The organism is Massilia sp. UBA6681 (genome assembly GCF_002454935.1).
In the GTDB taxonomy this organism is placed as follows: Bacteria; Pseudomonadota; Gammaproteobacteria; order Burkholderiales; family Burkholderiaceae_D; genus Telluria; species Telluria varians.
The window spans coordinates 1-16327 of the sequence record NZ_DKJX01000009.1 but is presented as its reverse complement, the minus strand read 5'-3'; the positions used below and the strand labels follow the sequence as shown (position 1 = coordinate 16327).

Annotated in this window: 12 protein-coding genes; 9 read left to right on the top strand and 3 right to left on the bottom strand. The window is 67.6% G+C overall.

Annotated features, from left to right (window positions below; translation table 11 throughout):
- Both B2R83_RS01510 and B2R83_RS01505 read right to left on the bottom strand, forming a co-directional pair.
- Positions 1-2145 (bottom strand): AAA family ATPase (locus B2R83_RS01510; protein ID WP_292037915.1); only part of this gene is annotated, 2145 nt, incomplete at its 3' end.
- Complete coding sequence (locus tag B2R83_RS01505) at positions 2142-3395, bottom strand: exonuclease SbcCD subunit D C-terminal domain-containing protein (RefSeq protein ID WP_292037914.1); 1254 nt, start codon at positions 3393-3395, stop codon at positions 2142-2144. The genes B2R83_RS01505 and B2R83_RS01510, both read right to left, overlap by 4 nt.
- Positions 3396-3506: 111 nt before the next feature.
- On the opposite strand from B2R83_RS01505, the gene B2R83_RS01500 reads away from it, so the two are divergent.
- The 7 genes from B2R83_RS01500 to clpB all read left to right on the top strand — a co-directional run bounded on the left by B2R83_RS01500 (position 3507) and on the right by clpB (position 12501).
- Positions 3507-4757 (top strand): winged helix-turn-helix domain-containing protein, encoded by a 1251-nt coding sequence (locus B2R83_RS01500; RefSeq protein WP_292037913.1) that lies wholly within the window; start codon positions 3507-3509, stop codon positions 4755-4757.
- A 222-nt stretch (positions 4758-4979) separates the two neighbouring features.
- Positions 4980-5573 (top strand): hypothetical protein, encoded by a 594-nt coding sequence (locus tag B2R83_RS01495; RefSeq protein WP_292037912.1) that lies wholly within the window; start codon positions 4980-4982, stop codon positions 5571-5573.
- Between the two features lie 191 nt (positions 5574-5764).
- Positions 5765-8398: a DUF349 domain-containing protein gene (locus B2R83_RS01490; protein WP_292037911.1), complete on the top strand. Its 2634-nt coding sequence runs from the start codon at positions 5765-5767 to the stop codon at positions 8396-8398.
- Positions 8395-8889 (top strand): molybdopterin synthase catalytic subunit MoaE, encoded by a 495-nt coding sequence (gene moaE / locus B2R83_RS01485; protein WP_292037910.1) that lies wholly within the window; start codon positions 8395-8397, stop codon positions 8887-8889. Before B2R83_RS01490 ends, moaE begins: the two co-directional genes overlap by 4 nt.
- Entirely contained in the window at positions 8886-9260 is a 375-nt protein-coding gene (gene crcB, locus B2R83_RS01480) for a fluoride efflux transporter CrcB (RefSeq protein WP_292037908.1), read from the top strand. Before moaE ends, crcB begins: the two co-directional genes overlap by 4 nt.
- 95 nt (positions 9261-9355) lie before the next feature.
- Positions 9356-9778 (top strand): inner membrane protein YiaA, encoded by a 423-nt coding sequence (gene yiaA / locus B2R83_RS01475; protein ID WP_292037907.1) that lies wholly within the window; start codon positions 9356-9358, stop codon positions 9776-9778.
- Positions 9779-9882: 104 nt separating this feature from the next.
- Positions 9883-12501, top strand: a complete 2619-nt coding sequence (gene clpB, locus B2R83_RS01470; RefSeq protein WP_292037906.1) for an ATP-dependent chaperone ClpB — start codon at positions 9883-9885, stop codon at positions 12499-12501.
- Positions 12502-12589: 88 nt separating this feature from the next.
- On the opposite strand, the gene B2R83_RS01465 is transcribed toward clpB, so the two are convergent.
- Entirely contained in the window at positions 12590-13387 is a 798-nt protein-coding gene (locus B2R83_RS01465) for a PEP-CTERM sorting domain-containing protein (RefSeq protein ID WP_292037905.1), read from the bottom strand.
- A gap of 471 nt (positions 13388-13858) precedes the next feature.
- On the opposite strand from B2R83_RS01465, the gene aceA reads away from it, so the two are divergent.
- Both aceA and B2R83_RS01455 read left to right on the top strand, forming a co-directional pair.
- A complete protein-coding gene (aceA, locus tag B2R83_RS01460) occupies positions 13859-15157 on the top strand; it encodes an isocitrate lyase (protein ID WP_292037904.1) in 1299 nt (432 codons plus the stop codon).
- A gap of 158 nt (positions 15158-15315) precedes the next feature.
- A partial coding sequence (locus tag B2R83_RS01455; RefSeq protein ID WP_292037902.1) for a 23S rRNA (adenine(2030)-N(6))-methyltransferase RlmJ occupies positions 15316-16327 on the top strand: 1012 nt, incomplete at its 3' end.

The window sequence follows — 16327 nt, the reverse complement described above, 5'->3', positions numbered from 1 at the left end:
CCAGGCCCGGCGCGCCGTATCGTCCTGGCCCTCGGCGGCGGGGACCTCGGCCGCCAGCGGCTGCGCGGCCCACTCCGCCTCGAGCTCGTCGAGCAGCTTGCGCAGGGTGCCGCGCTCGCGCTGCAGTCCGGCGAGCCGGTCGCTAGAGGCGGCCAGGGTGGCGGCCTGCGCCGCCTGCACGGCTTCGTTGTCGCGCAGGCGAGCCCGGCAGTTGCCGACTTCGGCGCGCAGGTTCGCCAGCATGGCGTGCAGCATGTCCTCGCGGCCATCGTCGCGGTAGGGATGCTGGTGCGAACCGCAGACCGGGCAGGGCGCGTCGTCGTGCAAGCTCGCGCGCAATTGCTCCACATTGGAGGCGCAGGCCAGCTCCGCCGCCGCCAGCGATTTCTCGGCCTGCTGCAGCGCCGCCGTGAGGGCGGGGCCGGCGCCGCGTGCTTCCTCGAGCAGGCGGCTGGCGGCGGCGCGGGCCGTGTCCACCCGGTCGAGTTCGCCAGCAGTGTCGGCATATTCCTGGCGTGTCGTGACCAGCGCCGTCCAGGCTTTTTCGGCGGCGGCGAGGAGTTCGCGGCGCGCATCCAGGGCCTGGCGTTCGCTGTCCAGCTCCTGCGGATCGACGGCCTCGAGGACCGCCATCGCTTCGCGCCGCGCCGTGTCGAGGGCATCGAGGCGCCCGGTGGCGCCTGTCAGCGCCTGGACGGCGGCCTGTTCGTGCGCGCCGGCTTGCCGGGCCTGGCGGCTCACCGTCTCCAGCGCGGTCGCGGCGCCGGCATCGAGCGCGACCGATTGCGCGGCCTGGGCCAGCAGCTTGTCCCAGCGCGGCCACTGGGCCGCCATCGGTTCCAGCCTTGCGTGCAGCGCCAGCCAGCCGGCGGCGCGCTCGCGCTGGCCTTTCGCGGTCTCGTGTTCGGCGGCCTTGGCAGCGTGCACGCTGCGCGCCTGGCGCGCCTCGGCACGAGCCGCTTCCAGTGCGTTGGACGCCTGGCCGTGTGCGGGCGCAAGGGCGGCAATCGCGGCATCGAGCGCCTTGGCAGTGTCGAGCTGGGGCGCCGAGGCACGCAAGGCGCTCTCGGCGGCATCGAGGGCGGACAGGGCGGCGTCGACGTCCAGCACCGCCTGGCGGCGTGCATCCAGCGCCGTCGCGAGCGCACTTTCCAGCTTGCCGGTCGATTCGGCCGCCGCCTTGTGTTCTTCCTGCAGGCGCTGGACTTCCGCTACCTGCGGCCGGGCCGGCTGCACCGCATCGAGGGTGGCGAGGCGCTGGCGCCGCCCGGCCGCCTCCTGCTGCGCGGCCTGGGCCGTCGCCAGGCTTTCCACGGCCTGGGCTTCGCTGCGCTCCAGCTTGGCGGCTTCCTGGTGCCAGCGCAGTTCGCCTTCGAGGGCCGCGCGGCGCGCATCGACCGCTTCCAGCGCCAGCTCGGCATTCACGCGCTCGGCTTCGAGCTTGTCGCGTTCCTCAAGCGGCAGCGGGGCCTGGTTGGCCAGCTTCCCGGACAGGGTCCGGGTGCGTTCCTGTTCGGCCCGGTAGCGCTCGAAGGCGCGCCGGGAAATGTCGCTGTAGATCGTGGTGCCGGTGAGGGTTTCCAGCAGCTCGCCGCGTTCGTTCTCGTCGGTCTTGAGGAAGGCCGAGAATTCGTTCTGCGCCAGCAGCACGGCGCGCGTGAACTGTTCGAAGGACAGGCCGATGCGCTGCACGATCTCAAGCGCCACTTCGGTCTTGGTGCCGCCCAGCGGATCGAGCTCGGGCAGGCGGTGCAGGGTCATCTTGGAGGGCTGTAGCGCGCCGCTCGGCTTGCCGTAGGCGCGGCGCACGCTCCAGCGGGCGCGGTAGCGGATGTCGTCATTGCCGGCGAAGTCGACCTCGGCCCAGGCTTCGGCGGCGCCGCGCCGCAGCAGGGTGCGCGGGTCGAGCGCGGAAACGGTGTCGCCGCCGACGTCCGGCAGCTGGCTACCGGCGCGCTTGAGCAGGCGCGGCGTGGCGTCGTACAGCGCAAGGCACAGGGCGTCGAGCAGGGTGCTTTTTCCCGCGCCGGTGGGTCCGCTGATAGCGAACAGGCCGCTCGAGGCGAGCGGTTCGGTTTCGAAGTCGACCAGGAATTCGCCGGCCAGCGAAGCCAGGTTCTTGCCGCTGATGCGCAGGATCCTCATGCCGCGTCTCCACCCAGGGCCGTGGTGAGCTCGGCGAAGGCGGCCAGCTGCTCGGGCGGCGCCTCGTCACCGAAGCGCTGCGCCCACAGGCGCCGGAAGATGTCGTCCGGCTGCAGCTGGGCCAGCTGGTCGAGGCTCAGGGCTTCTTCGACGCTGTCCGGCGCAGCGTGGCGGCGCGTCGGTTCGATCTTGGCCAGGCGCACCGGCTTGCCGCTGAGCGCCGCTTCGACCCGCGCGCGCAGGCCCGGCTCGGGACCTTCGAGCAGCACGCGCACCTCGAGGAAGGGCTGCTGGTGCGGCGGCGCCTCGGGAAGTTCGAGCGCTTCCAGCGCGGCCAGCACCTCGTCGATCGGCGCCGGCTGGCTCGGTACGCGCAGCAATTGCACCGCGCGCGGCACGGGCAGCGGGGTCACCGACTTCGCGGCTGGGCCGTCGAGCTCGATGCGCAGCACCTGGTGCTGGTAGCCGACCTCGGAGAAGGACAGCGGCAGCGGACTGCCGCAATAGCGCCGGTGCTCGTGGCCGCCGACGCGCTGCGCCAGGTGCAGGTGGCCCAGCGCCACGTAGGCGACCGCCGGATCGAACATCGAGGCCGGCAGGGCCTCGGTGCCGCCGATCACGATGCGGCGTTCGGAATCCTGGGACGACTGGCCGTCGACCATGTGGCAGTGGCCCATGGCGACGATCGCTTCATTCCCCGTGCAGCGCGACTGCGCCAGCGCGAAGGCTTGCCGGTAGAGCACAGTGGTGCCGTGCAGGTAGGGATCCAGCGCCGTCGATGCATCCTCGGCCGCCGCGCGCGGCACGTCGCCCGGGCGCAGGAAGGGAACGGCCAGGCACCATGCCGCCACCGTCCCGTCGCGCCGGCGCAGGGGCACCAGCAGGCGCTCGAGGTCGACGCTGCCGTCCGGCGCGCGCGCAACGTTGCCCACCACGATGGTGCCGTGCGCTTCCAGCAGCGGCGTGGGCGCTTCGAGCCGACCCGGCGAATCGTGGTTGCCGGCGATGACCACGACCTGCAGGTGCGGCACCCTGCTGCGCGCCTGCTGCAGGAAACGGTACAGCTGGCGGTGGGCGGCTGCCGACGGATTGGCGTTGTCGAAAATGTCGCCGGCGATGAGCAGCACGTCGATCTCCTCCGCCGCGAGCGTTTCCACGAGCCAGTCGAGGAAGCACGCATGCTCGTAGGTCCGGTCGAAGGTGTGCAGGGTCTGGCCCAGGTGCCAGTCGGAAGTATGAAGCAGCCGCATGGTTGGAATGGAAAGTCGGGTCGGCGCTCACTATAGCGCAGACTTGCCGTGTCGCCCAAGAAAAGACTGTGTTTTTTTACAGTAGTATTGGTTTGCTATTAAAATAAGGATATGAGCGCGATCAAGCCGGATTTCGAACTTTCTCTAAGTGGCGCCCGAGCCCTGCACCTGGCCGCGCAGGACATGCTGGCGCCGCGCCGCCGCCGTGCCGCTAAGCTTGACGTGCTGGCGGCGATCCGGCTCATGGGCATGCTCCAGATCGATACCATCAGCGTGGTCGCGCGCAGTCCCTACCTGGTGCTGTGGAGCCGCCTGGGCGACTTCGACCCGGGCTGGCTCGACGAACTGCTGGCCGAGGGCCGCCTGTTCGAATACTGGGCGCACGAGGCCTGCTTCCTGCCGATCGAGGATTACGGCCTGTACCGCCACCGCATGCTCGATCCGCAAGCCATGGGCTGGAAGTATTCCGCCAACTGGATGCGCGAGCGCGCCGACGAGGTCGCGGCCCTGCTGGCGCACGTGCGTGAAAAAGGTCCGGTGCGCTCGTCCGACTTCGAGCGCAGCGACGGGAAAGGAGGCGGCTGGTGGGAATGGAAGCCCGAGAAGCGCACGCTGGAAGTGCTGTTCACCGCGGGCCACTTGATGATCGCGCGCCGGCACAACTTCCAGCGCATCTACGACCTGGCCGAACGCGTGCACCCGAGCTGGCACGACGGCTACATGCCGCCGCTGGAGGAGGTGCGCCGCAGCTTCGTGCTGCAGGCAGTGCGCGCCCTCGGGATGGCCAGGGCCGCGTGGATTCCCGATTATCACCGCACCCGGCGTCCGCACCCGGACCCGGCGGCGCTGGCGGAGCAGGGCCTGCTGCTGCGCGCACGGGTCGAGGGCTGGCGTGACCCGGTCTACATCCATCCCGAACATGCGATGCTTGCCCGCCAGGCGGAGCAGGGCAGGCTGGCGCCGCGCCTGACGACGCTGCTGTCGCCGTTCGATCCGATCGTCTGGGACCGCCGTCGCGCGCTCGAACTGTTCGGCTTCGACTACAGGCTCGAATGCTATACCCCGGCGCAAAAGCGGCGCTACGGCTATTTCACGCTGCCGATCCTGCGCCGCGGCGCGCTGGTCGGCCGGATCGACGCCAAGGCCCATCGCAAGGCCGGCGAATTCGAACTGCGCAGCGTTCACCTGGAGCCGGGCGTGCGCCTCAGCGAGCGCCTGGTCGAGGACGTGGCGGGCGCCGTACAGCGCTGCGCGCGCTGGCATGGATGCCCCAGGGTGCGGGTGATCCATGCCGTGCCGGAAACCTTCGGCATGCGCCTGGCTGCAGCCTTCGAAGCTTCCGGAACCATCGGGTTGCCGTAATCGTGCTTTGACATCGCAACAACTAAAAAGTCTCCAATGTCCACCGGTCCGGGCTTGCGCCACCTCAAACCCGAGCAGGGGCATCTCTCTACACTACGAGTTCCCAGAGGCCGGCCATAACAATAAAAGCTGCCGCCCACCCCGACAAAAAAGCTTCCCCAGCCAAGACTCGCGGCCCGCGCCAGGCCTCGCCTTGGCGAAGCTATCCTGAGAGGAGACAAGATGCTGACGTCCACCTACACGCTGGTTACCCTGTCCATCGAGCAAGCCAGCGCGCGCATCGGCCTGCAGTCCCTGCTGGAACGTTGGCAACCGGGCGCCTGGCAGCATGCCATGCCGACGCCGCGCGAGGTCAAGCTGGCCTGCGATGCCTTGCGGGTCGCCTTCGACAACTGCTACTGGCGCAAGCTCGACAAGTTCGTGGTGCCGGCCCTGCGCCGCGCCCGCACGGCAGACGACGCAGTTGCCGGACTCCTGGCGGAACTCGATGCCCTGACCCTGGCCGCCATCGAGGCGCGCGCCGACGCCCATGCGGCGGCAGCCGTGCATGACGCCGGCTTCGGCGCCGCGCTGGAACGCTGCTGCAACCTGCTGCTCGAGCGCCTGGAGCGCGAGGAACGCGAGCTGTTCCCGCTGGCGCGCGTCCATGTGCCGAGCGAAGTCTGGTTTGCGATCGCCAACCAGATGCTGGCCCAGGATGCCTGGCAGAACGAGAATCGTGGCTATGGCCCCGGGCAGGTCGCGGCCGGCGCCATGGGCAGGAATCCGGTCAAGCAAGGCGCGGTGTCGTTCCTGCCGCACTATGCCGCGCACTGAGGCGCGCGGCGGACCAGGCACAGACCCAAAGAGAAGCGTCTGACAAAGCCCTCAGGGCAAGGAGCAGCGTCGAAGACAGTACTTTAGTACGGCGAGACGATGCGACGCAGCAATGAGGGCTTTGTCAGGCGCGCGGCAAGCGCCACCATGGTTCTTTGCTATGATGGGGGTTTTGGAAGTGCGATTTCATCATGTTCGAATTCCTTTTCAAGCGGCAGGGTGGCGACAAGCCGGCCGGCGCTTCCGGTGAGAAACCGGGCAGCGCGCCGGCGGCGACGAGCCCGTCCGCGCCGGCTGGCGGGCCGAGGGGCGCGGACGCCGGGGCGCCGACCCCGCGCGAGCAGCAGGCCGAACAGCTCAAGCACCTGAACGGCGACGAGGAAACCGCCGTCGCCTTCATTCTTGCCTCCGAATTCTCCGAACTGCGCCTTGCCGCCGCCGAGCTGGTCCACAGCCGGCCGCAGCTCGAACGCGTGCATGCGGCGATGCGCAATACCGATCGCCGCGTCGCCAAGCTGATGCAGTCGCGCCTGGACGCGATCCGCCACCATGACGCCGAACTGCGCCGCGGCCAGGAAGCCCTGGCGCATGCCAAGGCGCTGCTCGGCGACGAGCTGCTGACCCCGAACCACGTTGCCGAGCTCGACCGCAAATGGGCGGTCATCACCGCGCCGGAACTGGCGCCGGAGTTCGATGCCGTCCGTGCCGAGCTCGGCAAGCGCCTGGAAGACCAGGTGCAGTTGCAGCGCGCCATGATCGACCGCCTGGCCGCGCTGCGCCAGCTCGAGTCGGACGGCCTCGAGGCCGCCGCCTTTGCCGAACGCCTCGACGCCATGTCGCGCGAGCAGGCCGCCGCACTGGTAGCGCCGGGTCACGCCTCGCTGCCGCGGGCGCTGGTGGCGGAAGTCGCCACCGAGCAGGCGCGCCTCGCCGCCAGCCTGGCCACCATCGAACAGGACCGCGCCGCGCTGGCCGCGCGCGAGGCTGCGCTCGCGCAATGGCAGGCCCAGCCGGTGGCGGAGCTGAAGGCCGAACTCCTCCGCAAGGAATGGCAGCGCCTGCCGGCATTGCCCGCCAACGGATCGGGCGCACAACTGCAGGGGCGCTTCGACGAGCTGCTGGCCAGCCTGCCGCAAGAGGCGCCCAAGCCGAAGCAGGAGCCGGCCAGGCCGGCCGCGGCCGCGCCCGCCGTGCCGAAAGCCCCCAAGGCCCAGAACAAGGGCGCCGACCAGCACTTCCTGGACCGGCTCGACGCGATGGAAGCGGCGCTGCAGCAGGGGTCCCTCGGCACCGCCGCCGAACTCGACAAGTCGCTCAAGGAAAGCAAGGACAAGGGCATGCGCCTCACGCCTGCCCAGCTCGAGCGCCTGAACCACGTGCGCGCCGAGCTCAAGCGCCTGTCCGACTGGGCGCGCTGGGGCGGCAACGTCTCTCGCGAAGAACTCATCAAGCAGGTCGAGGGCCTGTCCACCCAGAACCTGGCCATGGGGGAATTGGCCAAGAAGGTCGGCAGCATGCGCGAACGCTGGAAGGCGCTCGACAGCCTGTCGGGGGCCGCGCCGCGCTCGCTGTGGGAGCGCTTCGACGCCGCCTGCACGGCGGCTTACGCGCCGGCCGCCGCCCACTTCCGCCACCTGGCCGACGAGCGCCACGCCAACGCCGCGCGCGGCCAGGCCCTGGTCGAGGAAGCCCAGGCCGAGATCGCTCGCCTGGAGTCGGGCGAGGCCGACTGGAAGCACGTGTCCGGCACCGTGCAGCGCCTGCGCACCGCCTGGAGCCACCTGGGCGCGATCGACCGCAAGGACAAGAAGCGCCTCGACGCGCTGTTCTCCGACGCGCTCAACACGCTCCAGCGTCCGCTGGAAGAACAGCGCAAGGGCGAAATGAGCGTGCGCGAGCAGCTGATCGAAGAAGCGCTGGCCCTCGACCCGCACGACCGTCACGCCGTCGACGCGCTGCGCGAACTGCAGGCGCGCTGGCAGGAGCATGCGCGTGCGCTGCCGCTCGAGCGCAAGGCCGAGCAGGCGCTGTGGCAACGCTTCCGCGCCGCCTGCGACGCGCTGTTCGCCAAGCGCAAGGAGCACGCCCATGCGGCGGACGCCGAACGGCGCGCCCATGAAACCGCCAAGGAGGCGCTGTGCGCGCGTCTCGAAGCCGCCGCGCCGGATGCGACTCCCGCCACCGCCGGCAAGCTGCTGCGCGAGGCGGCGGCCGAGTGGGCGGCGATCGGGCCGGTGCCGCGCGCCCACGAGGCCCGCATCGAGAAACGCTACCACGCCGCGCTGGCGGCGGTGCAGCACCATGCCGACGTGGCGCGCCGCGCCGCCGGGCTGGCGCTGGCCGGCGCCGTGCGCGACAAGCTACGCCTGATCCAGGCGCTGGAAAACGCCATCGTCAATCCCGACGCCCACACCAATCCATCCGACTGGCGCGGGCGCTGGGACGCGCTGCTGCCGCTCGAAGGCGGCTACGAACCGGTGCTGCATGCGCGCTTCGAGACAGCCCTGGGCGCGCTCGAATGCGACCGCAGCGGCCACGCGCGCCAGCTGGAAGCCAATCGCGAGCGCCTGCTGCACGAGTTGCTGCGCCTGGAGATCGCGGCCGGCATCGACAGCGGCGCCGAGTTCGCGCGCGAGCGTCTCAAGCTGCAGGTCGAGGTGCTGCAAAGTTCGCTCAAGTCCGGTCACAAGTCGGGCCACGGCGCGGGGCAGGGTGCCGCTGCCAAGGGCTTGCACGAGCTGCTGGCGCTGCCGGCGCTGCTTGACGCCCGCACCGAACTGCGCATCGAGCAATTGCTGACGCGCTACGCGAAGGACGGACGATGACTGTGCCAATGCGCGCGCCGGCATCGGCCCAAGTGACCGACATCCGCGTGCAGGAAGCGGACTTCGACCTGTCGCGTGAACTCGCTGCCCTGCGCGCGGGCGACGGCCGCGTAGGCGCCGTGGTCAGTTTCATTGGCACCGTGCGCGACCTGAACGAGGGTTCCGCGGTGTCCGAGATGGAGCTGGAGCACTATCCAGGCATGACGGAAAAGGCGCTTGGCGACATCGTGGCCCAGGCCAGGGCGCGCTGGCCGCTGTTCGGCGTGCAGGTCATCCACCGCGTCGGTCCCTTGAAACCGCTCGACCAGCTCGTGCTGGTGGCCTGCAGCTCGGCGCACCGCGGCGAGGCCTTCGCCGCCTGCGAGTTCATCATGGACTACCTGAAGACCGACGCGCCGTTCTGGAAGAAGGAGCAGACGCCGGAAGGAGCGCGCTGGGTCGACGCGCGCGCCAGCGACGACTCCGCCAAGCGTAAGTGGGCTGAAGCTTGAGCTGGCTGGCGGTCGGCGCCGGGGCGGCGATCGGCGCCTGGCTGCGCTGGGGGCTGGGCCTCTGGCTGGGCAGCCTGCACGCCTACGTGCAGGTCGGGACGCTGGCGGCCAACCTCGCCGGCGGCTACCTGGTCGGGCTGGCGCTGGGCTTCTTCAGCGCCTATCCCGGCCTCTCGCCCGAGTGGCGCCTGTTCGCCATCACCGGTTTCCTCGGCGGCCTGACCACCTTCTCCAGTTTTTCCGGCGAATCGGTGCTGCTGCTCCAGCGCGGCGAATACGGCTGGGCGCTGGCCCATACCCTCCTGCACCTGCTCGGCTCGATCCTGTTCTGCGTGGCCGGCTTCGCCACATGGCGCGTCCTGCGCGGCTAGCGGTATTACGGGCTGCTACCCCCTGCATAGATCAATCGTGCTGCTCGAGGAGCGTGATAAGTTTGCGGCTAGTTCATTAACTTGAGGAAACAGCCATGCAAACCGTCCAGCGTCCTACCGCCGCCTTCGTCGGTGCTTCCTGGGGTGCGCTCCTGATCGGCGGCAGCGCTTACCTGATCGGCCTGTGGAATGCCCAGATGCAGCTGAACGAGAAGGGCTATTACCTGACCTTGCTGCTATTCGGCCTCTTTGCAGCGGTATCGCTGCAGAAGACGGTCCGTGACCGCAGCGAGGGCTTGCCGGTGACCGGCATCTATGCCGGCCTGTGCTGGGTGTCGCTGATCTCGGCCATCCTGCTGCTCACGGTCGGCCTGTGGAACGCCACCCTGGCGCCGAGCGAGAAGGGTTTCTACGCCATGTCCTTCGTGCTGAGCCTGTTCGCCGTGGTCGCCGTCCAGAAGAACGTGCGCGACCTCGGCGGCACGCGCCCTGGCGAGCCCAAGGCCGCCATGGAATGAGGACGCGGCTTGCCGTGCAAGGAGAGCTGCGTTGCACATCTTGAAAAGCAGACAGACATCCCAATTTTGCTCCTTAGTTAAGAACACCACTAGGGAGCAATACCATGCGGCAAGACAAACTGACGACCAAGCTCCAGGAAGCGCTGGCGGATGCCCAGAGCCTGGCGGTCGGCAACGATAACCAGTACATCGATCCGGTCCACCTGCTCGTCGCCCTGCTGAACCAGGACGACGGCAGTGCCCGTTCACTCCTGCAGCGCGCCGGCGTCAACGTCGGCGGCCTCGCCAACGCGCTCAAGTCGGCACTCGAACGCCTGCCCCAGGTCTCGGGCACGGGCGGCGACGTGCAGGTCTCGCGCGAGCTGGTGGCGCTGCTGAACCTGGCCGATCGCGAAGCGCAGAAGCGCGGCGACCAGTTCCTCGCCTCCGAGATGGTCCTGCTGGCGCTGACCGAAGACAAGTCGGAGGCCGGCCGCCTGGCGCGCGAGCACGGCCTGGCGCGCAAGGCGCTCGAATCCGCCATCTCCGCCGTGCGCGGCGGCGAATCGGTCAATTCCCAGGACGCCGAAGGCCAGCGTGAAGCGCTGAAAAAATACACCCTCGACCTGACCGAACGTGCCCGGATGGGCAAGCTGGACCCGGTGATCGGCCGCGACGACGAGATCCGCCGAGCGATCCAGGTGCTGCAGCGCCGTTCCAAGAACAACCCGGTGCTGATCGGCGAACCGGGCGTGGGCAAGACCGCCATCGTCGAAGGCCTGGCGCAGCGCATCGTCAACGGCGAAGTGCCCGATTCGCTCAAGGGCAAGCGCGTGCTCTCGCTCGACATGGCGGCCCTGCTGGCCGGCGCCAAGTACCGCGGCGAGTTCGAGGAACGCTTGAAGAGCGTGCTCAAGGAGCTGGCCCAGGACGAAGGCCAGACCATCGTCTTCATCGACGAGATCCACACCATGGTCGGCGCCGGCAAGGCCGAGGGCGCGATGGACGCCGGCAACATGCTGAAACCCGCGCTGGCCCGCGGCGAGCTGCACTGCGTCGGCGCCACCACCTTGGATGAGTACCGCAAGTACGTCGAGAAGGACGCCGCGCTGGAGCGCCGCTTCCAGAAGATCATGGTCGACGAGCCCAGCGTGGAGGCGACCATCGCCATCCTGCGCGGCCTGCAGGAAAAATACGAGCTGCACCACAAGGTGGAGATCACCGACCCGGCCATCATCGCCGCGGCCGAGCTCTCGCACCGCTATATCAGCGACCGCTTCCTGCCGGACAAGGCGATCGACCTGATCGACGAGGCAGCGGCCAAGATCAAGATCGAGATCGACTCCAAGCCGGAAGTGATGGACAAGCTCGAGCGCCGCCTGATCCAGCTGAAGATCGAGCGTGAAGCCGTGCGCAAGGAAACCGACGAAGCGTCGATGCGCCGCCTCGAGCTGATCGGCGAAGAGATCGCGCGCCTGGAACGCGAGTACAACGACTTTGAGGAGATCCTCAAGTCCGAGAAGGCGGCGGTGCAGGGCACCACCCACATCAAGGAAGAGATCGAGCGCCTGCGCCACCAGATGGAGGAAGCCAAGCGCCAGAGCAACTGGCAGCGCGTCTCGGAGTTGCAGTACGGCCGCCTGCCGGAACTGGAGGCCCAGCTGAAGAAGGCCGAAGAATCGGTGCAAAGCGCCGCCGAAGGCGCGGACGGCGAGGCAAGCAAGCCGAAACTGCTGCGCACCCAGGTCGGCGCCGAGGAAATCGCCGAGGTGGTGGCGCGTGCCACCGGTATCCCGGTGTCGCGCATGATGCAGGGCGAGCGCGAAAAACTGCTGCACATCGAGGACGAGCTGCACAAGCGCGTGGTCGGCCAGGACGAGGCGATCGAAGCGGTGTCGGATGCGATCCGCCGCTCGCGCGCCGGCCTGTCCGACCCGAACCGCCCCTATGGTTCCTTCATGTTCCTGGGCCCGACCGGCGTCGGCAAGACCGAGCTGTGCAAGGCACTGGCCGCCTTCCTGTTCGACACCGAGGAATCCCTGATCCGCATCGACATGAGCGAGTTCATGGAGAAGCATTCGGTGGCCAGGTTGATCGGCGCGCCGCCGGGCTACGTCGGGTATGAAGAGGGCGGCTACCTCACCGAAGCGGTGCGCCGCAAGCCCTACAGCGTGATCCTGCTCGATGAAATCGAGAAGGCGCATCCGGACGTGTTCAACGTGCTGCTGCAGGCGCTGGACGACGGCCGCATGACCGACGGCCAGGGCCGCACCGTGGACTTCAAGAACACCGTGATCGTGATGACCTCGAACCTGGGTTCGCACAAGATCCAGTCGATGGACACCGACGAGCCGGGCGTGGTGAAGCTGGCCGTGATGGCCGAGGTGCGCGGCCACTTCCGCCCCGAGTTCATCAACCGCATCGACGAGATCGTGGTGTTCCATGCGCTCGACGAGAAGAACATCGGCGCGATCGCCAAGATCCAGCTGCAAGGCCTGGAAGAACGCCTGGCCAAGATGGAGATGACGCTCGACATCGACGACGAAGCCCTGCAGAAGATCGCGGAAGCGGGCTTCGACCCGATCTACGGCGCCCGTCCGCTCAAGCGCGCGATCCAGCAGCAGATCGAGAATCCGCTGTCGAAGGCGATCCTGTCGGGCCGCTTCGGGCCGAAGGATACGATCCCGGTGCGGGTACGTGGGGGGAACCTCGTGTTCGGCGAGCAGGTGGAGCTGGCCAAGTAAGCATCCGCCCGTCGCACACAACTAAAAAACGGCGCGTCCCGCAAGGAACGCGCCGTTTGTTCATGCGCCCGCGCGTATTGAACTTCTGTCAGGCCGTACGGCGGCGACGGCGCGCCAGGCCCATCACGGCCAGGCCGGCGCCGACGATGGCCAGGGATTGCGGCTCCGGCACCTCGCTGGACCCGCCGTCGGCAGGCTCGACGATGGGAGTGTTGCCGGCGTTGGCGTTGCCGCTGCCAGGAACCACGATGGGGGGCGCCGGGAACAGCGCCGGGTCCAGGGGAGCCGGCTGCGTCGTGACCGGCAGGTTGCCGCCGGTCTCCGCCGCGCCGCCACCTCCCTGGGTGCCGCCGGCCGGCGCCGGATCAGGCGTTTGCACCGGTACTGGTTCGGCAACGGGCGCCGGAGCGGGCGCCGGAGCTGGAGCCGGAGCAGGAGCTGGCGCTGGAGCCGGAGCCGGAGCCGGAGCAGGGACGGGCGCCGGCCTGGTCTCCGCCTGCCATGGGAAGTCCGTCGACAGCAGGCTGCCGACCTTGGCGCCGCCGGCGTTCACGAAGTGCACCTTCAGGTGCGGCGCGGCGAGGTCCGGGCTGCCTTCGAAGGTGAAGGTGAATACCATGTTGTCGGCCAGGTCGACGGCGCCGCCGCTGAAGCACAGGCGGGCGGCACCACCCTTGCCTTTGCCGGCGCAGCCGGAAGCGTTCAGTTCGGCGCTCGACAGCGCCCAGTTGGCGCCGGTCGAGCTGCTCATTTTCACGCCCGAGAAACTCCCGACCGTCTTGATCGCCAGGCCGTCGATGGCGCTCGCAGCGGCCCAGCCGCCGCTGCGTTTGGCGGCGTCGATTTCGAGCCTCAGGACGTTACCAGTAAAAGTCGACGTGAACACGACGCCGTCTTGTGTGATGACACCCGCCGACGCATTGGTTGCGGCAACAATGAAGAGACTGCTGACTGCATGGCGGAAAAGGGCGCGCATAATCACTTTCGATAATTTGTTGAGGTTTTTGACGAATCTGATGATTGCATCATGTCATTACAAATTCGTCTAGTCAACAATTATTTGAGGAAATTGATGATTGAATGCATCCGCGCAACAAGGCCATCCGGAATCCACGTTTTACATCGTGGAATAGAGACTTCGCCTGACGAAATGTGCAGCAAAGCCAGCGCCGTATTCGATTCCCATTCTAAGAAACTTCATGCCACATCATGAAAAGGCATTCGCAACGCATTGAAATTATTGGATAAAAAAATCTTTTAATGTCTTATATAAGAGTTGTTGTGCTGCGCACAAACTGATCTATGATTTACCCAACGGATTCCTTCGCAACTTAGCCTTTCAATCAGGAGAATCAGCATGGCAACTCGTGAACAACAGATCAGTGAACTCCAGCAAGACTGGGAAACCAACCCGCGCTGGAAAGGTGTGACGCGCAACTACACGGCCGAGGATGTGGTCCGCCTGCGCGGCTCGATCCAGATCGAGCACACCCTCGCCAAGCGCGGCGCCGAGAAGCTGTGGGACCTGGTCAACAACGAACCCTACGTGAATGCCCTCGGCGCCCTGACCGGCAACCAGGCCATGCAGCAGGTGAAGGCGGGCCTGAAGGCGATCTACCTGTCGGGATGGCAGGTGGCGGGCGATGCCAACGTTGCCGGCGAAATGTATCCGGACCAATCGCTGTACCCGGCCAATTCGGTGCCGCTGGTGGTGCGCCGCATTAACAATACCTTCCAGCGCGCCGACCAGATCCAGTGGTCCGAGGGCAAGGACGACATCGACTACTTCGCGCCGATCGTGGCCGATGCCGAGGCCGGCTTCGGCGGCGTGCTGAACGCCTTCGAGCTGATGAAGTCCATGATCGATGCCGGCGCCGCCGGCGTGCACTTCGAGGACCAGCTGGCTTCGGTCAAGAAATGCGGCCACATGGGCGGCAAGGTGCTGGTGCCGAGCCGCGAAGCGGTCGAGAAGCTCAACGCCGCGCGCCTGGCGGCCGACGTGATGGGCACGCCGACCCTGGTCATCGCCCGCACCGACGCCGAAGCGGCCGATCTGCTCACCTCGGACGTCGACCCGATCGACCAGCCTTTCTGCACCGGCGAACGCACCGTGGAAGGCTTCTACCGCGTCAAGCCCGGCATCGAGCAGGCCATCTCGCGCGGCCTGGCCTACGCGCCCTTCGCCGACCTGGTGTGGTGCGAGACCGGCAAGCCGGACCTGAGCTTCGCCAAGCAGTTCGCCGAAGCCATCCACGCGAAATTCCCGGGCAAGATGCTGGCCTATAACTGCTCGCCTTCGTTCAACTGGAAGAAGAACCTGGACGACGCGACCATCGCCAAGTTCCAGAAAGAGCTGGGCGCAATGGGCTACAAGTTCCAGTTCATCACCCTGGCCGGCTTCCATGCCCTGAACTACAGCATGTTCAACCTGGCGCACGGCTATGCCCGCCGCGGCATGTCGGCCTTTGTCGAGCTGCAGGAAAACGAATTCGCCGCCGCCGAGAAAGGCTTCACCGCCGTCAAGCACCAGCGCGAAGTCGGCACCGGTTACTTCGACGCCGTGACCCAGACCATCCAGCAGAACCAGAGCTCGACCACCGCGCTGCATGGTTCCACCGAGGACGAGCAGTTCTTCGACGAGAAGAAGGTCGCCTGAGCGCCGCCCGCCATACCTGCCTCTGTGACTTTGCCGCAGCGCCCGCAAGGGCCTGCGGTTTTTTTCATCGGCCCGAGAAATTGCTTTGTAGTGGATAATGGCGCCCATTGCGCCGTCGACTAACACGGCACCGACTCTCTTCTCAGGAATTCCAGCTTATGTTGAGCTACCGCCACGCCTTCCACGCGGGTAATCACGCCGATGTCCTCAAACACTTCGTCCAAGTGCAGCTGCACCTGTACATGAACCAGAAGGACGTCGCCTACACCTATATCGATACCCACTCCGGCGCCGGCGTGTATGCGCTCGACAGCTTCCAGGCCACCAAGACCGGCGAGTACGACACCGGCATCGGCCCGCTGTGGAATGCGACCGACGTCCCCGAGGCGCTCAAGCCCTACCTCGACCTGGTCAAGGGCATGAACCCGAGCGGCAAGATGCGCTACTACCCGGGCTCGCCCTACGTGGCCGACCAGATGTCGCGCCTCGATGACCGCCTGCGCCTGTTCGAGCTGCACCCGGCCGACGTCAAGATCCTGTACGAGAACGTGCGCAAGGCCGAGGCGCACCGGGCCGAGCAGGGCGAGCGCGCCCGCGGCAAGCGCGTCNNGCTGGTGCTGGTCGACCCGCCGTATGAAGTGAAGGACGACTACAAGAAGGTGCGCGACGCGCTGGAAGAAGCCCTGGGCCGTTTCCCGGCAGGCATGTACGCGGTCTGGTATCCGGTGCTGCAACGCATGGAATCGCGCCAGTTCCCCGACAAGCTCGAGCGCCTGCCGGCCAAGGAATGGCTCAATGTGACCCTCACCGTGTCGACTCCGGGGCCGGACGGCATCGGCCTGCACAGCAGCGGCATGTTCATCCTGAATCCGCCCTACACCCTGGAGGCGATGCTGCGCGAAACCATGCCTTATCTGGTGCAGGTGCTCGGCAAGGATGCCGGCGCGCGTTTCACCATCGAAACCGGCACCCAGCTGACCGGCGCCGCTTCCGCGCGCCTGGCCGGCGAAGGACCGCGCGCCCCGGTTGGCAATGCACGCCGCGCCAGCCCGCTGTCGGGCAAGGGCAGCCTGCGCCTGCCAGGCCAGAGCATGGTGCGTGATGGCGAAGAGGCGGCGCCGGCCGCGCCGAAGACGGGTGCGCGCCGCGTCTGGCACCCGGACGGCAGCG

Excerpts from the sequence above, each read along its gene's own strand:
- B2R83_RS01505 (WP_292037914.1), bottom strand. The coding sequence starts at position 3,395 with ATGCGGCTGCTTCATACTTCCGACTGGCACCTGGGCCAGACCCTGCAC.
- B2R83_RS01500 (WP_292037913.1), top strand. The coding sequence starts at position 3,507 with ATGAGCGCGATCAAGCCGGATTTCGAACTTTCTCTAAGTGGCGCCCGA.
- B2R83_RS01495 (WP_292037912.1), top strand. The coding sequence starts at position 4,980 with ATGCTGACGTCCACCTACACGCTGGTTACCCTGTCCATCGAGCAAGCC.
- B2R83_RS01490 (WP_292037911.1), top strand. The coding sequence starts at position 5,765 with ATGTTCGAATTCCTTTTCAAGCGGCAGGGTGGCGACAAGCCGGCCGGC.
- moaE (WP_292037910.1), top strand. The coding sequence starts at position 8,395 with ATGACTGTGCCAATGCGCGCGCCGGCATCGGCCCAAGTGACCGACATC.
- yiaA (WP_292037907.1), top strand. The coding sequence starts at position 9,356 with ATGCAAACCGTCCAGCGTCCTACCGCCGCCTTCGTCGGTGCTTCCTGG.
- clpB (WP_292037906.1), top strand. The coding sequence starts at position 9,883 with ATGCGGCAAGACAAACTGACGACCAAGCTCCAGGAAGCGCTGGCGGAT.
- aceA (WP_292037904.1), top strand. The coding sequence starts at position 13,859 with ATGGCAACTCGTGAACAACAGATCAGTGAACTCCAGCAAGACTGGGAA.